This window comes from Methylobacterium sp. AC690 (genome assembly GCF_979256535.1).
This window is the reverse complement of the sequence record NZ_CEEDOX010000014.1, coordinates 22,082-37,147: the sequence shown is the minus strand read 5'-3', so window position 1 is coordinate 37,147 and position 15,066 is coordinate 22,082. Positions and strand designations below refer to the sequence as shown.

The 15,066-nt window shown below is 70.8% G+C and carries 16 protein-coding genes and 1 tRNA gene; 8 read left to right on the top strand and 9 right to left on the bottom strand.

What is annotated here, in order from left to right; all coding sequences use genetic code 11:
* Positions 1 to 142 precede the first annotated feature (142 nt).
* Positions 143 to 1,051 (top strand): LysR family transcriptional regulator, encoded by a 909-nt coding sequence (locus AC0IY1_RS16975; RefSeq protein ID WP_471771091.1) that lies wholly within the window; start codon positions 143 to 145, stop codon positions 1,049 to 1,051.
* A 25-nt stretch (positions 1,052 to 1,076) separates the two neighbouring features.
* On the opposite strand, the gene tyrS is transcribed toward AC0IY1_RS16975, so the two are convergent.
* Entirely contained in the window at positions 1,077 to 2,381 is a 1,305-nt protein-coding gene (gene tyrS, locus AC0IY1_RS16970) for a tyrosine--tRNA ligase (protein WP_471771089.1), read from the bottom strand.
* A gap of 135 nt (positions 2,382 to 2,516) precedes the next feature.
* On the opposite strand from tyrS, the gene AC0IY1_RS16965 reads away from it, so the two are divergent.
* The 3 genes from AC0IY1_RS16965 to ribB all read left to right on the top strand — a co-directional run bounded on the left by AC0IY1_RS16965 (position 2,517) and on the right by ribB (position 5,982).
* Entirely contained in the window at positions 2,517 to 3,656 is a 1,140-nt protein-coding gene (locus AC0IY1_RS16965; protein ID WP_471771087.1) for an anhydro-N-acetylmuramic acid kinase, read from the top strand.
* A gap of 94 nt (positions 3,657 to 3,750) precedes the next feature.
* On the top strand, positions 3,751 to 4,854 hold the full coding sequence (gene aroC, locus AC0IY1_RS16960; protein WP_471771085.1) for a chorismate synthase: 1,104 nt from the start codon (positions 3,751 to 3,753) through the stop codon (positions 4,852 to 4,854).
* A gap of 51 nt (positions 4,855 to 4,905) precedes the next feature.
* On the top strand, positions 4,906 to 5,982 hold the full coding sequence (gene ribB, locus AC0IY1_RS16955) for a 3,4-dihydroxy-2-butanone-4-phosphate synthase (RefSeq protein ID WP_471771083.1): 1,077 nt from the start codon (positions 4,906 to 4,908) through the stop codon (positions 5,980 to 5,982).
* 76 nt (positions 5,983 to 6,058) lie between these two features.
* Here ribB and AC0IY1_RS16950 read toward each other — a convergent pair whose 3' ends face one another.
* Positions 6,059 to 6,268, bottom strand: a complete 210-nt coding sequence (locus AC0IY1_RS16950) for a hypothetical protein (RefSeq protein WP_471771081.1) — start codon at positions 6,266 to 6,268, stop codon at positions 6,059 to 6,061.
* Between the two features lie 371 nt (positions 6,269 to 6,639).
* On the opposite strand from AC0IY1_RS16950, the gene AC0IY1_RS16945 reads away from it, so the two are divergent.
* A complete protein-coding gene (locus tag AC0IY1_RS16945) occupies positions 6,640 to 7,773 on the top strand; it encodes an FAD-dependent monooxygenase (RefSeq protein WP_471771079.1) in 1,134 nt (377 codons plus the stop codon).
* Positions 7,774 to 7,895: 122 nt separating this feature from the next.
* Here AC0IY1_RS16945 and AC0IY1_RS16940 read toward each other — a convergent pair.
* Positions 7,896 to 7,980: transfer RNA gene (locus AC0IY1_RS16940), tRNA-Leu, on the bottom strand.
* Between the two features lie 135 nt (positions 7,981 to 8,115).
* Positions 8,116 to 8,421 carry a FliM/FliN family flagellar motor switch protein gene (locus tag AC0IY1_RS16935; protein ID WP_055958086.1) on the bottom strand — a complete coding sequence of 102 codons (306 nt, stop codon included), beginning with the start codon at positions 8,419 to 8,421 and terminating at the stop codon, positions 8,116 to 8,118.
* A gap of 110 nt (positions 8,422 to 8,531) precedes the next feature.
* Between AC0IY1_RS16935 and lipB the strand changes: the two genes are divergently transcribed.
* Positions 8,532 to 9,227: a lipoyl(octanoyl) transferase LipB gene (gene lipB / locus AC0IY1_RS16930; protein WP_471771280.1), complete on the top strand. Its 696-nt coding sequence runs from the start codon at positions 8,532 to 8,534 to the stop codon at positions 9,225 to 9,227.
* Between the two features lie 145 nt (positions 9,228 to 9,372).
* On the opposite strand, the gene AC0IY1_RS16925 is transcribed toward lipB, so the two are convergent.
* The 5 genes from AC0IY1_RS16925 to AC0IY1_RS16905 form a co-directional block, all read right to left on the bottom strand.
* On the bottom strand, positions 9,373 to 10,056 hold the full coding sequence (locus tag AC0IY1_RS16925; RefSeq protein WP_471771077.1) for a type 1 glutamine amidotransferase domain-containing protein: 684 nt from the start codon (positions 10,054 to 10,056) through the stop codon (positions 9,373 to 9,375).
* A gap of 102 nt (positions 10,057 to 10,158) precedes the next feature.
* Positions 10,159 to 10,410: a hypothetical protein gene (locus AC0IY1_RS16920; RefSeq protein ID WP_471771075.1), complete on the bottom strand. Its 252-nt coding sequence runs from the start codon at positions 10,408 to 10,410 to the stop codon at positions 10,159 to 10,161.
* An 86-nt stretch (positions 10,411 to 10,496) separates the two neighbouring features.
* Positions 10,497 to 11,099: a TetR/AcrR family transcriptional regulator gene (locus tag AC0IY1_RS16915; RefSeq protein ID WP_471771072.1), complete on the bottom strand. Its 603-nt coding sequence runs from the start codon at positions 11,097 to 11,099 to the stop codon at positions 10,497 to 10,499.
* Between the two features lie 88 nt (positions 11,100 to 11,187).
* Positions 11,188 to 12,075: a cation diffusion facilitator family transporter gene (locus tag AC0IY1_RS16910; protein ID WP_471771069.1), complete on the bottom strand. Its 888-nt coding sequence runs from the start codon at positions 12,073 to 12,075 to the stop codon at positions 11,188 to 11,190.
* 119 nt (positions 12,076 to 12,194) lie between these two features.
* On the bottom strand, positions 12,195 to 12,452 hold the full coding sequence (locus AC0IY1_RS16905) for a hypothetical protein (protein WP_156375847.1): 258 nt from the start codon (positions 12,450 to 12,452) through the stop codon (positions 12,195 to 12,197).
* A 182-nt stretch (positions 12,453 to 12,634) separates the two neighbouring features.
* On the opposite strand from AC0IY1_RS16905, the gene queA reads away from it, so the two are divergent.
* Both queA and tgt read left to right on the top strand, forming a co-directional pair.
* A complete protein-coding gene (gene queA, locus AC0IY1_RS16900; protein WP_471771067.1) occupies positions 12,635 to 13,720 on the top strand; it encodes a tRNA preQ1(34) S-adenosylmethionine ribosyltransferase-isomerase QueA in 1,086 nt (361 codons plus the stop codon).
* Positions 13,721 to 13,778: 58 nt separating this feature from the next.
* Positions 13,779 to 14,951: a tRNA guanosine(34) transglycosylase Tgt gene (gene tgt / locus AC0IY1_RS16895; RefSeq protein WP_471771065.1), complete on the top strand. Its 1,173-nt coding sequence runs from the start codon at positions 13,779 to 13,781 to the stop codon at positions 14,949 to 14,951.
* Positions 14,952 to 15,066: the final 115 nt, after the last annotated feature.

Sequence of the window (15,066 nt, the reverse complement as noted above, 5' to 3'; positions counted from 1 at the left end):
TCGAGATCGTTCGTCGTGTCGAGATCATTCGGGGTGGCAAGGTCGGTCATGGAAAACTCCTCTGCGATGAGCTCCACCTAGACCCTACCACCCCGCGCGATAATCCGGCATAATCTGCACGGCCCGTGCGGAAATGCGAACAATGAGCCGAGATCTCGGAGAACTGGCGGCCTTCGTCGCCGTGGCGGAGGCGGGCGGCTTTCGCGACGGCGCCAGAACCAGCGAGCTCAGCGCCTCGGGGCTGAGCGAGGCGGTGCGACGGCTGGAGACCCGACTCGGGGTCCGGCTCCTGAACCGCACCACCCGCAGCGTCGTCCCGACCGAGGCCGGCTTGCGTCTGCTCGACCGCCTGAAACCCGCCCTCGGCGAAGTCGCGGCGGCGGTCGACGTGGTCAACGGATTTCGCGACCGGCCGGCCGGAACGCTGAAGCTCAACGTGCCGGTGAGCGCGGCCCGGCTGGTGCTGCCCGGGATCGTCCCGCCCTTCCTGGCGGCCTATCCCGATATCCGCCTGGAGGTAATCGCCGATGACAGCTTCGTCGACGTGCTCGCCGCGGGCTGCGACGCCGGGATCCGCTACGACGAGCGCCTGGAGCAGGACATGGTGGCGGTCCCGATCGGCCCGCGGGAGCAGCGCTTCGCCACCGTCGCGGCCCCGGCCTATCTGGACCGGCGCGGCCGCCCGGAGCATCCGCGCGACCTTCTCGACCATGCCTGCATCGGCGGCCGCTTCGCCAGCGGCGCCATGCCGCCCTGGGAGTTCGAGCTCGACGGCGCGATCGTGCGGGTCGAGCCGACGGGGCCGCTGATCGTGCGCGTCGGGGCGGCCACCGAGCTCGCCGTCGACGCGGCGATCGCCGGCGTCGGCATCCTCAACCTGTTTGAGGATTGGCTTCGGCCGCACCTGGACAGCGGCGCCCTGGAACCCGTTCTGGAACCCTGGTGGCAGCGATTCCCGGGGCCGTTCCTGTACTATCCCGGGCGCCGCTACCTGCCGGCGCCGCTGCGCGCCTTCGTGGACTTCATCGGCCGCCAGCGCCGCGCGGCCTGAGGCCGGCGCGGCGCTGGCCTCCGCGTCAACCGACGCGGACGAGCACGTGCTTCTTGCGGCCGAACGAGAGCTTGATCACGCCGTCCGCGGTGAGGTCGGCCGTCCGCAGGACCGCGCGCTCGTCCGTCACCGGCACGTCGTTGACGCGCAGGCCCCCGCTCTTGATCTGGCGCCGGCCCTCGCTGGTGGAGGGCAGGAGCTTGGCGTAGTCCGGGCCGAAAGCCGAGAGGACGCCGAGGCCCGCGTCCAGGAGCTCGGGCGACACGGTGATGCTCGGCAGGTCCTGCGCCACCGTACCCTCGACGAAGGTCTTGCGGGCCGTCTCGGCGGCGGCCTCCGCCGCCTCGCGACCGTGCATCAATGCGGTCGCCTCCGTCGCCAGCACCTTCTTGGCCTCGTTGATGCCGGCGCCCGGCAGGGATTCGAGACGCGCGATCTCGTCCATCGGCAGCAGGGTGAACAGCTTGAGGAAGCGGCCGACATCGGCGTCCTCGGTGTTGCGCCAGAACTGCCAGTAATCGTACGGGCTCAGCATCCCGGGATCGAGCCAGACCGCGCCGGCGGCGGTCTTGCCCATCTTGGCGCCCGAGGCGGTGGTGAGGAGCGGACAGGTCAGGCCGTAGAGCTGCGGCGTGCCCATGCGGCGGCCGAGGTCGATGCCGTTGACGATGTTGCCCCACTGGTCCGAGCCGCCCATCTGCAGCACGCAGCTGTAGCGGCGGTTGAGCTCGACGAAGTCGTAGGACTGCAGGATCATGTAGTTGAATTCCAGGAACGAGAGTTCCTGGTCGCGCTCCAGCCGCATGCGCACGCTGTCCATCGACATCATGCGGTTGACCGAGAAGTGGCGCCCGATGTCGCGCAGCATCTCGATGTAGTTCAGCTTCGTCAGCCACTCGGCATTGTCGACCATCGTCGCGCCGTTGCCGCCGGCCTCGAAGCTGAGAAACCGCGAGAAGGTCTTCTGGATGCCGGCCTTGTTCTCCTCAATCTGCTCGAGGGTGAGGATCTTGCGCGATTCGTCGCGGCCCGAGGGGTCGCCCACCCGCGTCGTGCCGCCGCCCATCAGGGTGATCGGCGTGCCGCCGGTGGCCTGGAGCCAGTGCAGCATCATGATCGACAGCAGGTGGCCGACATGCAGGGAGGCGGCGGTGCAGTCGTACCCGACATAGGCCGTCAGCCGGCCCTCGTGCGCGGCCGCGTCGATGCCGGCGAGGTCCGAGCCCTGGTGGATGTAGCCGCGCTCGGTCAGCACCTTCAGGAAGTCGGATTGCGGCACGAAGGCGTCGACGGGCTTGGCGGGGGCAGCCTGGGTGGCGTCGGGGGACATGCGAGGTTCCGGTCTGGTGGATCGCGGCGCGGGACAGGGCCAAAGGCCGCGTGATAGCACCGCACGGGTTGTTGGGGCGGCTCTTAGCAGGGCTGCGGACGGAAGGCACGGGCATCGAGGCCCGAGGAGGGCACCATGACGATGATGCGCGCGATCGGACTGATGAGCGGCACGTCCCTCGACGGCGTCGACGTCGCCCTGATCGAGACCGATGGCGAGACCGTTCGGGTGGTCGAGAGCCACAACGGCTACCTCGAACCCCTCGGGCCGACCGGCTATCGCGGCTACAGCGAGGAGGACCGGGCCCTGCTGCGTCAGGCGCTGATCGATTCGGAAGGGGTCACCGCCCGCGAGGACCGGCCGGGCTGCCTCGCCGAGGCCGAGGCCTTCGTCACCGCCGCCCATGCCGAGGCGGTGGAAAGTTTCCTCGCCGACAACCAGCTCACGCCGGCCGACATCGACGTGATCGGCTTCCACGGCCAGACCGTGGTGCACCGGCCGGACCAGCGCATGAGCGTGCAGATCGGCGACGGCGCCGCCCTGGCCCGCCGCCTCGGCATCGCCGTGGTCTCGGACCTGCGCCACGCGGACGTGGTGGCGGGCGGGCAGGGCGCCCCCCTGGTGCCGGTGTTCCACCAGGCCCTCGCCCGCGCCTCCGGCTTCGAGGGCGCGCTCGGCATCCTCAACATCGGCGGCGTCGCCAACGCCACGATCCTGTCTGCGAACGGCGACGTCATCGCCTTCGACACGGGCCCCGGGAACGCGCTGATCGACGATTGGATGCGCGAGCGCACGGGCCGCCCCCTCGACGACGGCGGCCGCACCGCCGCCCGCGGGCGCCCCGACGAGCCGCTGCTGGCCTGGCTGCTGATCCACCCGTTCTTCGCCCGGCGGCCGCCGAAATCCCTCGACCGCAACTGGTTCTCGCACAAGCTCGCGGGCCAGCTCTCCACTGAGGACGGCGCCGCGACCCTGACGGCGTTCACAGCCCGCGCCGTCGCCCGCGCCCTCGACCACGCCCCCGAGATTCCGGCGCGCTGGATCGTCGCCGGCGGCGGCGCGCGCAACGGTGAGCTCGTGCGCCTGCTGAACTACCACCTGCGCGCCGAGATCACGACGGCCGACGCCATCGGCTGGTCCTCGGCCTACCTGGAGGCGCAGGCCTTCGCGCATCTGGCGGTCCGCTCGCTGAAGGGTCTGCCGATTACCTTCCCGTCGACCACCGGCGTGCGCGAGCCGACCACCGGCGGCGTGCTGGCGCGACCGGATGCCTGAGGTGCGGCGCGTGTCCTGGCGCACGGTCGCCCCGGGAGCCGCGCATGGCCGCGCGCTGGCCCTCGGGCCAAACCCGCGCTAGAGCGGGAGCGCCATGTCGCACAATACGTTCGGACACCTGTTTCGCGTCACCACCTTCGGCGAGAGCCACGGGGTCGCCCTCGGCTGCGTGGTCGACGGCTGCCCGCCCGGGCTGGCCCTCTCGGCGGAGGACATCCAGGCCGAGCTCGACCGGCGCAAGCCCGGCCAGTCGCGCTTCACCACGCAGCGGCGCGAGCCCGATCAGGTCCGCATCCTCTCCGGCGTCTTCGCCGACGACCGCACCGGCGGCGTCCAGCTCACCACCGGCACGCCGATCGCCCTCGAGATCGAGAACACCGACCAGCGCTCGAAGGATTATTCCGAGATCCGCGACAGCTACCGGCCGGGGCATGCCGACTACGCCTACGACGCCAAGTACGGCATCCGCGACTATCGCGGCGGCGGGCGCTCGTCGGCCCGCGAGACCGCCGCGCGGGTCGCGGCCGGCGCCGTCGCCCGCAAGGTCCTGCCGGCCGGCGTCACCATCCGGGCCGCCCTGGTGCAGATGGGCCCGCACGCCATCGACCGGTCGCGCTGGGACTGGGAGGCGGTGAACGCCAACCCGTTCTTCTGCCCGGACGCCGAGACCGCGCGCTTCTACGAGGATTACCTCGACGGCATCCGCAAGGACGGCTCGTCAGTCGGCGCGGTGATCGAGGTCGTGGCCGAGGGGGTGCCCCCCGGCCTCGGCGCGCCGATCTACGGCAAGCTCGACGCGGATCTCGCCGCCGCGATGATGTCGATCAACGCCGTGAAGGGCGTCGAGATCGGCGACGGCTTCGCCTCCGCCGCCCTGCGGGGCGAGGAGAACGCCGACGAGATGCGCTCGGGCAATGCCGGCGCCCCGACCTTCCTCGCCAACCATGCCGGCGGCGTCCTCGGCGGCATCTCCACCGGGCAGCCGGTGATCTGCCGCTTCGCCGTGAAGCCGACCTCGTCGATCCTGACCCCGCGCATGAGCGTGACGCAGGACAACCGCGACGTCGACCTCGTCACCAAGGGCCGCCACGACCCCTGCGTCGGCATCCGCGCCGTCCCGGTGGCCGAGGCCATGATGGCGTGCGTCCTCGCCGATCACTATCTGCGCCATCGGGGGCAGGTCGGCGCGCGGGTCTGACCCCCGCCTGCGCCCGCCGCCGTCGATCCGCGAAACGCCAAGAGACAGCCCGTGCCCCACACCCACATCACCGAGGCCATCGAGGCCTATGCCCGCGGCGAGATCGTCGTCGTCACCGATGACGACGACCGCGAGAACGAAGGCGACCTCGTCGTCGCCGCCTCGCTCTGCACGCCGGAGAAGATGGCCTTCATCATCCGCAACACCTGCGGCATCGTCTGCGCGCCCCTGACCCGGGCCGAGGCCCGGCGCCTGCGCCTCGACCCGATGGTGGCCTCGAACGACGCCCCGCTCGGCACCGCCTTCACGGTGACGGTGGACGTCAAGCACGGCCTCACCACCGGCATCTCGGCCGAGCAGCGCTGCAACACCGTGCGGGCGCTGGCCAACGGGAACATGGGCGAGGACGATTTCGTCCGTCCGGGCCACGTCTTCCCGCTGATCGCCAAGGATGGCGGCGTGCTCATGCGCTCGGGCCACACCGAGGCGGCGGTGGACCTGTGCAAGCTCGCGAACCTGCCCCCGGTGGGCGTGATCTGCGAACTCGCCAACGACGACGGCACCGTGATGAAGGGTCCGCAGATCACGGCCTTCGCCGAGCGGCACAACCTCAAGCGCGTCTCGGTGGCCGATCTCATCGCCTACCGTCAGGCTCGCGAGACCCTGGTGGAGCGGGTCGGCACCTTCCCGGTGAAGACCGAGTTCGGCGAGATGACGGGCTACGCCTACACCACGCCGTTCGAGACCGTGCAGCAATTCGCCTTCGTCCACGGCCGCATCGGCGACGGCAAGGACGTGCTGGTGCGCCTGCACCGGTCGAACGTGGTGGCCGACGTCATCGAGGGCGGGCGCCAGATCGAGACGGTGATGCGCCGCTTCGCCGAGGAGGGCCGCGGCATCCTCGTCTACCTGCGCGACGGCACGGCCGGCGTGCCCCTGAAGCCCTTCGCCGAGGAGGGCTCGGAGGCCCAGCGCGTGGCACAGTGGCGCGAGGTCGGGCTCGGCGCCCAGATCCTGCGCGATCTCGGCGTGTCGTCGATCCGCAACCTCGCGACCTCGTCGCGGGCCTATGTCGGCCTGTCGGGCTTCGGGATCGAGTTTTTGGGCGACGAGCGCCTCGAGAGCTGAAGCGAGGCGCGGGAGCCTCCGTTTGCCCCCGACCCCCTGCAGGGTCCGGTCAGCGGAGGCCTCGGTCGTGCGAGCCTCAGGCCTTGGGGCCGCTCGACCAGGACAGGCGGCGCGGGTGGGGTCCCGCCGGCGATCCCGGGTAGGACGGGGCCCCGGCCTGATCGTGCTCGGTGTCGCGGCGCGTCAGGATCTCGCGAACCGCGAGGAGGGTGAAGCGATACCAGATGTAGGCCCCTCGCAGGAGCCGTCGTCCCCCCGTCGCATCCACGTCCTCGATCAACCGCATTCCGCTTCCCCCTGCGCTCGGCGAGCGTCCGCGTTAGAACTACGTAGATTCGGCCGCGATGGCACCCATTTTCGTCCGTCGCTTCGGACGACCGAGGCGCGCCGTCTGCGACGAGCGCCAGAGCCGACGTCTCTCGGCGACTTGCAAGCGCCGGGCCGCGGGCCTGGGTTTCGTACAAGTCCGACTCGGGCAAGGCGGTTTCGCACAAGGCAGCCCTGCGCGCGCAACACCCGCATAAGGCGAACCCGCCCGTCGCAGACCCGCACTAGGAAGGTCTGGCGCCGCGGACGGTTCCCTGCCGCACGCGACTTCGTGACAATGGCGCGCGTGCCGCGTGCGCGGCGCCGATCGCGACGAGGATGGAGAGCTTCATGATCGATGATGCGCGCGGTCGCGTTCTCGTTGCCGGCGGCGGCATCGCCGGACTGGCGCTGGCGCGGGCCCTGCACCGGCAGGGACGCCCCGTCCTCGCCCTGGAGCGACGCGCCGCACCGGAAGACGGCGGGCTCGCCATCAACCTCCCGGGCAATGCGGTGCAGGCCCTCGGGCAGCTCGGATTGAGCGAAGCCCTCAAGCACGTCGGATCACCCGTGCGGCGGCGCGACTATCGCACCCATCGCGGCGACCTGCTGTTTGCCGTGGACGAGGCGGCGTTCTGGGGGGAGGCGGCCTGCCCGCGCTGCCTGCGCCGCAGCGATCTCCAGCGCCTCCTGGGGCAGGACTTCCCGGCAAGGACGATTCGGCGCGGCTGTACGATCCAGGCGATCGCGGCGACCGCCGTGGGCGTGACCGTCGATCTCGGCGCCGGCGGGGTGGAGCACGGCGGTCTCCTCGTCGGCGCGGATGGCGTGCACTCGACGGTCCGGCGTTCCATGTTCGACGAACAGGCGACCCGCGCGGCCGTGCTCGGACAAGCCAGCTGGCGATTCATGGCACCCAACCCGGGCATCGACGCCTGGACCCTCTGGGCGGGAGCGGGCGGCCTGTTCCTGCTCATTCCGGTTGACAACGGAGAGGTCTACGGCTGGGTCTCCATCAGCCGGGCCGGCGCGGGCGACCGGGATCTGGCGGAGATTCGCCAGGTGTTCGACCGGTTTCCGCGCCTGGTGCAGGACACGCTGGATCGGGTGCTGCCCCGTCCCGACGCGATCCATCACTCCCCGCTCGAGGAGGTGCGGATCGCGCGCTGGACCCAAGGGCGGGTTCTGCTGGCCGGGGATGCCGCGCACGCCACGGCGCCGGTCTGGGCGCAGGGCGCCGCGCTCGCCCTGGAGGATGCCCTGGTGCTGTCCGACATCCTGGCGCACGAAAGCGATTGGAACGCGATCGGTCCCGCCTACGAGGCGCGGCGGCGGCCGCGCGTGGCGCATGTCCAGGCCATGACCGATCGCCTGTCGCGCACCGCGACGCTGCCGGACTGGGTCCGAAACCGGCTGCTGCCCATGATCGGTCCGCGCAGCTACCGCGCCACTTACGCGCCCCTCCGCGAGCCGGTCTCGGTGTGAGATCCGGTTTGCAAAGGATCACGCACCCGGTGCAGGGCGCAGCATCGATCGAAGTGTCTGAGGAGATGGGGAGGCCTGGTAGGGGCCTCATCGTTCAGAAGGGGACACCAACTCAGTTGAGCTGGTGCGGCCAAGAGGACTCGAACCTCCACCCCTTGCAGGACTAGCACCTCAAGCTAGCGCGTCTACCAATTCCGCCATGGCCGCATCGTCAACACACCGTTCGCGTCGGTCACCGGGCCCGGAGATCCTGTCTCACTCGGCTGCGGCGGCCGATCTCTCGGGGCGCGGCGCAGCCAATAACAGAGGGATTTCCGTCCGACAAGCGCCGCGAGGGCGGGATCAGAGAAAATCGACGCCGCTCTCGAGGACCGGGACCGCGCCCTCGCCGATGGTCACGCCGGCGAGGCGCACCACCTCGGCCTTCCGGATCAGCTCGGTGATTTCCACGGAGATGCGGTTGCCCGTGACGACGATCTGACCGCGCGCGATCGGATGGTCGTTCGCCAGAATCTCGACCATATCGGATTCGGTGGATTCGAGTTCGATCACGGCGCCCCGGCCCATGCGCAGCAGCATGTGCAGCGGCATGTGACTGCGCCCGAGCACCACCGTAAGATCGACCTTCAGGTCTTCCAGAACCGCCACGCGACCCGTCCCTCGCTCCGGGACGGCGCGCGATGCGGCGTCCGCCCTTCCGTCCACCTTCCACGCGCGATGGTGAAGTCTTGGTAAACGAAACCCTAAACGCCCCCCGGCTGGCACTCCCGTCCGGGGACTTCCGGGCCAAGGCCGGCGCGGCGGCGGTGGAATGGCGGATCAGCGACGCGCTCGTGCCCTACGAAGAGGCCGTGACGGCCATGGAGGCGCGCGCCGAGGCCATCGCGGCGGGGCAGGCGCCGGAACTCGTCTGGTTGCTGGAGCACCCGCCGCTCTACACCGCCGGCACCTCGGCGCATGACGCCGACCTCGTCGCGCCCGGGCGCTTTCCCGTTCACCGGACGGGGCGGGGCGGGCAGTACACCTATCATGGGCCCGGCCAGCGGGTGGCCTACGTGATGCTCGATCTCAACCGGCGCCGCCGGGATCTGAGGGCCTACGTGGCCGCCCTGGAGGCCTGGATCATCGCGACCCTGGAGGCCTTCAACGTCCGCGGTGAGCGGCGGGAGGACCGGGTTGGGGTCTGGGTCCGGCGGCCGGAGCGCGGGGCGGAGGTCGAGGACAAGATTGCCGCCATTGGCATCCGGGTGAGGCGTTGGGTCAGCTTCCACGGCATCAGTCTCAACGTGGAGCCGGACCTGTCGCACTTCTCCGGCATCGTGCCGTGCGGCATCGCCGGCCACGGCGTCACCAGCCTCGTCGATCTCGGCCACCTCGTCTCGATGCCCGAGGTCGACATGCAGCTGCGCGCCGCCTTCGAGGCGGTCTTCGGGCCAACTGTCCCGGTCGACTGACGCGCCCGCCCGGGCACCGCGACGTGGATCTCCCAGGAACCCATCGGTCGTGGTCGACGCGCCGCGATCGAGGGGCCGGGCGCGTCCGGCCGGGATGCCGAACGCGCCTCGCCGTCACATTCGCCTGCCGGCACGACCTGGAGCGTCAGGCGCCCGCGAGCAGGCCGAGAAGGCGCTCAGCCGCAGGGCTGGACGAGGCCGGGTTCTGGCCGGTGATGAGCAACCCATCGCCGACCACGTACGGCTCCCAGTCCCCCGCCTTCGAGAACGCACCGCCGTTGCGGGTGAGCTCGTCCTCGACGAGGAACGGAACGACGTCGGTCAGGCCCACGGCCGCTTCCTCGGTGTTGGTAAAGCCGGTGACGGCTTTACCGGCAACGAGGGGCTTGCCGTCCGGGGCTTTCGCGTGGCGCAGCACGCCGGGAGCGTGACAGACCAGCGTCACGGGCTTGTCGGCGCGCAGGGTGGCCTCGATGAGCCGGACCGAGGCCGGGTCTTCGGCGAGGTCCCAGAGCGGTCCGTGCCCACCGGGGTAGAACACCGCATCGAAACCGTCATGGGTGACGCCATCGAGCCGCACCGTCTCGGACAGCTGGGCATTGGCCGCGTCGTCGGCCTCGAACCGGCGGGTCAGGTCGGTCTGGAAACCCGGTTCGTTGCTCTTGGGGTCGAGGGGCGGCCGGCCGCCCTTGGGCGAGGCCAGCACGACCTCGGCACCCGCGTCCTTGAACACGTAGTAGGGTGCGGCAAGCTCCTCCAGCCAGAAGCCGGTCTTCCGCCCGGTGTCACCGAGGGTATCGTGCGAGGTCAGGACCATCAGGATTTTCATGGGTGCTCTCCGTTTACGGGGAAATCGGGGGTCGTCTGGGGATATGGGGTCGAGCGGCTGCGGAGCGGAGCGGATCGGCACGGGTTGTCAAGTGGATGCCGATCAATGCCGTTCGGACCAGAGAACGGCATCGGCGCGCTCCGCGTCCACGGCGCGGAACGGCCGGGCCTCGACCGGTCGCTCAGGGTCGTTGGCCCGGCGGTCGGTCTCGGGTCCGGCCATGCGGACGGCGCCGATCACCTCCAGGGTGATGCGCTCCTCGGCCGAGGCGGCAGCGCTCCCGAACAGGGACGCGCCGAGTTCAGCGAGCAGCAGGTAAGGGGCAACGCTGTGGGTGAGTTCGGAACGCATCATGCTTCTCCCTACAGTTCGTTAAAAGTAGACCAGTCGTCTGGAAAATGGGCTGGACGGGGCTGCGGTGCCCGTCTCGCATCGTGCGATCAGGACGGTTGCAGGTTGAGGACGCGACGGGTCGTGGCCATGGCGGCCACGAACGGTGCGTCGGCGCGCTCGATCTTGGCCATGAGGCTGGCCCCGAGCCAGATGTGATAGAGCATCTCGGCGGTATCCCGGGCGCTGCCCTCGACCTGCAGCGACCCTTCCGCCACGCCCGCCTCGATCGCACCGGTCACCCGCGCGATGATCCCCGCCGTTCCGGCCTTGAGGGCCAGGCGCATGGGCTCGGACAGATCCGAGACCTCGGCGGCCAGCTTTACGGCAAGGCACTTGCGCTGGTGATCGATACTCCCCTGCGTCGCCTGCCACTTGCGCCAGTAATTCATCAGGCGCTCGGCATGGCTGAGACCAGGCTCCGCCAGCGTCGCGTCGATGTCGGCCAGGTAAGCCTCGAAGTAATCCGCCAGCAACGCCTCGCCGAAAGCCTCTTTGGAACCGAAGTAGTGGTAGAACGACCCTTTCGGGACCCGCGCCGCCACCAGGATCTCGTTGAGCCCGACGCCGGAGAACCCCTTCGCACCCACGATCGTGTGGGCGGTATCGAGGATGCCCTGCCGAACATCGGTGTTGCCGCTCGCCTGTGCCATGACGGCGATATAGGACCGATTAGACCGGTCGTCTAGTGCCGATGTGCAGTTTGTCGGCGTGGGCCGACAGCTCTCAGGGCGAAACGCCCTAGATCACCGGCACGCCGCGCCCCTTGGCGTGCTCGCCCGGCTCGACGTGGATCACCACCACCGAGCCCTCGATGGCGCTCACGATCGCGGCTTCCAGGCGGTCGCAGATCGCGTGCGAATCCTGCACCGTCATGGTGCCCGGCACCACGAGGTGAAAGTCGATGAAGGTGGCCTGTCCCGCGTGGCGGGTGCGGACGTCGTGTGCCTCCAGGGCGCCGGTGCTGTGGATCGAGATCAACGCGCGGATCTGCGCGACCATCTCGCTGGGGGCCGCCTTGTCCATCAGGCCGCTCACCGAATCGCGCACCATGCCCCAGCCGGACCACAGGATGTTGAGGGCGACCAGGCCGGCGATGAGCGGGTCGAGGATCGCGTAGCCCGTGAGCGCCACCAGGGCGACGCCGGCGAGCACGCCGCCGGAGGTGACGACGTCCGCCATGACATGGCGGGCATCCGCCACCAGGGCCGGGGAGCGCCATTCCCGGCCGCGGCGCAGCAGGATCATTGCCCAGGCGCCGTTGATCGCGGTGGCCACGAGGTTGACGACGAGGCCGGTCAAGGGCGCGTCGAGGGGCTTCGGGTCGAGGAGCCCGTGGAAGGATTCGCGCAGGATCAGGATCGCCGCCACGATGATCAGGGCGCCCTCGATCACGGCGGAGAAGTACTCGGCCTTGTGATGGCCGTAGGGGTGGTCGTCGTCGGCCGGGCGGGCGGCGACCCGCAGAGCGATGAGGGCGAACACCGCCGCCACCACGTTGATGATGCTCTCGAGGGCATCCGAGTACAGCGCGAGGCTGCCGGTGACCCAGTAGGCGGCGAACTTGAGGCCCATCACCAGGGCGCCGAGGCCGGCGCTCAGGAGGGCAGCTTTCTGGGTACGGTCCATGACGACGTCCGGTCTCGCGCCGGGCGCAGCGACGACGCCCGGTCGCGCGGCCATAGCGCCCGTCCCTGCGCCAAGGCCACGGCAAAGGTTGAACCCGCCGCTGAACGATTGAGCCGGGGCTATGCCGTCTCGGGCGCTTCGGACGCTTCGGACGCTTCGGGCGCGGCGGGCCTGCGCGCCTGCTCGCGCGCGGCGAAGCGCGCGCCCTCGGCCCGGGCGCGCTCGGCCCGGCGCCGGAAGCTGCGGGCGCTCCAGTTCCAGCGCGCGGCATCGGCGAGGGCCTCGAGGCGCTGCGCCTCCCGCTCCCAGTACGACACCAGTTGCCCGTCCAGGGTCACGCGGCCCGGCCGCACCGGCCGGGTGATTCCGTCGCTCATGCCTCGAACTCCTGCCTCGATCCCACCGTGCGTGGACCCGCTTATCGCAACCTCAGGTACGAAAATCCAGGCGGGTCGCACGCTCGCCCGACCGCATCATCGAACCGGCCGGACCGGTCTGGGTTCCGGGCGGGCGCGCCGGACCATTGATCCGCGCGGACAAACCATGCAGGTGGCGCGGCATGCGCGTCGATCTCTTCGATTTCGAGTTGCCCGAGGCCAGCATCGCCCTCAGGCCGCCGGTGCCCCGCGATGCCGGGCGCCTCCTCGTGGTCCGGCCCGGCGAGGGCCTGGAGGACCGGCGGGTGCGTGACCTCGCGCAGCTCCTGCGCCCGGGCGACGCCCTGGTCTTCAACGACACCCGCGTGATTCCGGCGCGGCTCGCCGGCCTGCGCCATCGCCGGGGTTCCCCGGGCCTGCGCATGGAGGCGATGCTGCACCTGCGCGAGGCCCCGGACACCTGGCGCGCCTTCGCCCGGCCGGGCAAGCGCCTCGCCGCCGGCGACCGGGTCAGCTTCGGCCGCCACGGCGCCAGCGAACCCTGCGAACTCGGCGGCCTCGACGCCACCATCGCGGCGAAGGGGGAGGGCGGCGAGATCACCCTGCGCTTCGATCTGGCCGGACCGGCGCTCGACGAGGCCATCGCCACCCTCGGAGACCTGCCGCTGCCGCCCTACATCGCCGGCAAGCGCCCCACCGACGCGCAGGACGCCACCGACTACCAGACGGTCTATGCCCGCGAGCCGGGGGCGGTGGCGGCCCCCACCGCCGGGCTGCACTTCTCGGAGGCGATGCTGGCCGAGCTCGATGCCGCCGGCATCGCCCGCCACACCGTGACCCTGCACGTGGGCGCCGGCACCTTCCTGCCGGTGAAGGCCGACGACACCGCCGACCACCGCATGCATGCGGAGATCGGTCGCCTCGATGCCGACACCGCCGCGGCCCTCAACGCCGTGCGGGCCCGCGGCGGGCGCATCGTCGCCGTCGGCACCACGGCCCTGCGCCTCCTCGAAAGTGCGGCCGACGCAGACGGGCGGCTTCACGCCTTCGCCGGCCAGACCGAGATCTTCATCACACCGGGCACGCGCATTCGCGCGGTGGACGCCCTGATGACCAATTTCCACCTGCCGCGCTCGACCCTGTTCATGCTGGTCTCGGCCTTCTCGGGCCTGGAGACCATGCGGGCGGCCTACGCGCACGCCATCGCGGAGGGCTACCGCTTCTACTCCTACGGCGATTCCAGCCTGCTGTTCCCGGCGCGCGGCTGACGCAGCCGGCCCGCGCGGGGTTTGCCTCGAAAGCGCCGGAGGCTCTAAGACGGCGCCCATGTCCGAGCCCGCTTCCCCCTCCGCATCCGGCGGCCTGCCCGCCGACTTCACGTTCCGCGTCGACGCCACCGACGGGGCGGCGCGCACCGGCGCGATCACGATGCCGCGGGGCACCATCCGGACGCCGGCCTTCATGCCGGTGGGCACCGCCGCCACCGTGAAGGCGATGTATCCGGGCCAGGTCCGCGAACTCGGGGCCGACGTGGTCCTGGGCAACACCTACCACCTGATGCTGCGTCCCGGTCCCGAGCGCATGGCCCGCCTCGGCGGCCTGCACCACTTCATGAACTGGCCGCACCCGATCCTCACGGATTCCGGGGGCTTCCAGGTCATGTCGCTCTCGGCCCTGCGCAAGCTCGACGAGCAGGGCGTGACCTTCCGCTCCCACGTGGACGGCTCGACCCACCACATGAGCCCGGAGCGCTCCATCGAGATCCAGGGGCTGCTCGGCTCCGACATCCAGATGCAACTCGACGAGTGCGTCCGCCTGCCGGCCGAGCACGCCGCGATCGAGAAGGCGATGCACCTGTCCCTGCGCTGGGCCGAGCGCTGCCGCGTGGCCTTCGGCACCCAGCCCGGGAAGGCGATGTTCGGCATCGTCCAGGGCGGCGACGTACCGGCCCTGCGGGTGGAGAGCGCCCGCGCGCTCGTGGATCTCGACCTCAAGGGCTACGCCATCGGCGGCCTCGCGGTGGGCGAGCCGCAGGACGTGATGCTGGCGATGATCGAGACCGTGGAGCCGCACCTGCCCGCGGGCAAGCCGCGCTACCTCATGGGCGTCGGCACCCCGGACGACCTGATGCGCTCGGTGGCGCGCGGGATCGACATGTTCGACTGCGTGATGCCGACCCGCGCCGGGCGCCACGGCCTCGCCTACACCCGGCACGGCCGGATCAACCTGCGCAACGCCCGCCACGCCGAGGACACCCGCCCCCTCGACGCGGCCTCGGCCTGCCCGGCGGCCCGCGACTACTCCCGGGCCTACCTGCACCACCTGGTGCGCAGCGACGAGATTCTGGGGATGATGCTGCTGACCTGGAACAATCTGTCCTACTACCAGGACCTGATGGCGGGCCTGCGCGCCGCCATCGCGCAGGGCCGCCTCGCCGACTTCAGCGACGAGACCCGCGCGGCCTGGGCCCGGGCCGAGGCCGCACGCGCTGCGGCCTGACGCACCATCCCCGGGAGACGGCCGCGAAGCCGGTTGACCCCATACCGCCGAGCCCCTATTGCGAGCCACGCTGTTCGACACGGCGCGGCGCCGAGCGCCGCAACGCCCCGTCGCA

What these genes read in the sequence shown, in the direction of transcription:
- AC0IY1_RS16975 (WP_471771091.1), top strand. Translation starts at nt 143, where the DNA reads ATGAGCCGAGATCTCGGAGAACTGGCGGCCTTCGTCGCCGTGGCGGAG.
- tyrS (WP_471771089.1), bottom strand. Translation starts at nt 2,381, where the DNA reads ATGTCCCCCGACGCCACCCAGGCTGCCCCCGCCAAGCCCGTCGACGCC.
- AC0IY1_RS16965 (WP_471771087.1), top strand. Translation starts at nt 2,517, where the DNA reads ATGACGATGATGCGCGCGATCGGACTGATGAGCGGCACGTCCCTCGAC.
- aroC (WP_471771085.1), top strand. Translation starts at nt 3,751, where the DNA reads ATGTCGCACAATACGTTCGGACACCTGTTTCGCGTCACCACCTTCGGC.
- AC0IY1_RS16950 (WP_471771081.1), bottom strand. Translation starts at nt 6,268, where the DNA reads ATGCGGTTGATCGAGGACGTGGATGCGACGGGGGGACGACGGCTCCTG.
- AC0IY1_RS16945 (WP_471771079.1), top strand. Translation starts at nt 6,640, where the DNA reads ATGATCGATGATGCGCGCGGTCGCGTTCTCGTTGCCGGCGGCGGCATC.
- AC0IY1_RS16925 (WP_471771077.1), bottom strand. Translation starts at nt 10,056, where the DNA reads ATGAAAATCCTGATGGTCCTGACCTCGCACGATACCCTCGGTGACACC.
- AC0IY1_RS16920 (WP_471771075.1), bottom strand. Translation starts at nt 10,410, where the DNA reads ATGATGCGTTCCGAACTCACCCACAGCGTTGCCCCTTACCTGCTGCTC.
- AC0IY1_RS16915 (WP_471771072.1), bottom strand. Translation starts at nt 11,099, where the DNA reads ATGGCACAGGCGAGCGGCAACACCGATGTTCGGCAGGGCATCCTCGAT.
- AC0IY1_RS16910 (WP_471771069.1), bottom strand. Translation starts at nt 12,075, where the DNA reads ATGGACCGTACCCAGAAAGCTGCCCTCCTGAGCGCCGGCCTCGGCGCC.
- AC0IY1_RS16905 (WP_156375847.1), bottom strand. Translation starts at nt 12,452, where the DNA reads ATGAGCGACGGAATCACCCGGCCGGTGCGGCCGGGCCGCGTGACCCTG.
- queA (WP_471771067.1), top strand. Translation starts at nt 12,635, where the DNA reads ATGCGCGTCGATCTCTTCGATTTCGAGTTGCCCGAGGCCAGCATCGCC.
- tgt (WP_471771065.1), top strand. Translation starts at nt 13,779, where the DNA reads ATGTCCGAGCCCGCTTCCCCCTCCGCATCCGGCGGCCTGCCCGCCGAC.